Annotated in this window: 1 protein-coding gene; it reads right to left on the bottom strand. The window is 66.1% G+C overall.

Annotation, left to right across the window (positions count from 1 at the left end):
- Positions 1-3: 3 nt before the first annotated feature.
- A partial coding sequence (locus J8I33_RS34265; protein ID WP_148093101.1) for a 3-hydroxybutyrate dehydrogenase occupies positions 4-774 on the bottom strand: 771 nt, incomplete at its 5' end.

The raw sequence follows: 774 nt of genomic DNA, 5'->3' as shown, positions 1-774 counted from the left end.
GCGTTACTGCATGAACCAGCCGTGGCTGACGACGAACGACTGGCCGGTGAGCGCGGCGCTCGGGAACGCCGACAGGAACAGCACCGTCTGCGCGACGTCCTGCACCGTCGTGAACACGCCGTCGACCGTGTTGCCGAGCATCACCTTCTTGATCACGTCCTCTTCGCTGATCCCGAGCTCCTTCGCCTGCTCCGGAATCTGCTTGTCGACCAGCGGCGTGCGCACGAAGCCCGGACACACGACGTGCGAGCGCACGTTGTGCTTCGCGCCTTCCTTCGCCAGCACGCGGGCCAGGCCGAGCAGGCCATGCTTGGCCGTCACGTACGCCGACTTCAGCGGCGACGCCTCGTGCGAGTGCACCGAGCCCATGTAGATCACGACGCCGCCGCGATCGTCCTTGTACATGTGCTTGAGCGCGGCCTTCGTCGTCAGGAACGCGCCGTCCACGTGGATCGCCTGCATCTTCTTCCAGTCGGCGAACGAGTAGTTCTCGATCGGGTTGACGATCTGGATGCCTGCGTTCGACACGAGGATGTCGACCGAGCCGAACGCGTCGGCCACCTTGTCGATGCCGCTGTTCACGGCGTCCTCGTTGGTCACGTCCATCGCGACGCCGATCGCCTTGCCGCCTGCCTTGACGATCTCGTCGGCGACCGCGTTCGCGCCGTCCTGGTTCAGGTCGGCGATCGCGACGGCCGCGCCTGCCTTGGCCAGTTCCAGCGCGATTTCCTTGCCGATGCCGCTCGCGGCGCCCGTGACGACTGCGGTCTTGCC

Source organism: Burkholderia sp. AcTa6-5 (assembly GCF_017815075.1).
GTDB classification, from domain to species: Bacteria; Pseudomonadota; Gammaproteobacteria; order Burkholderiales; family Burkholderiaceae; genus Burkholderia; species Burkholderia sola.
This window is presented reverse-complemented; position numbering and strand designations above follow the sequence as displayed.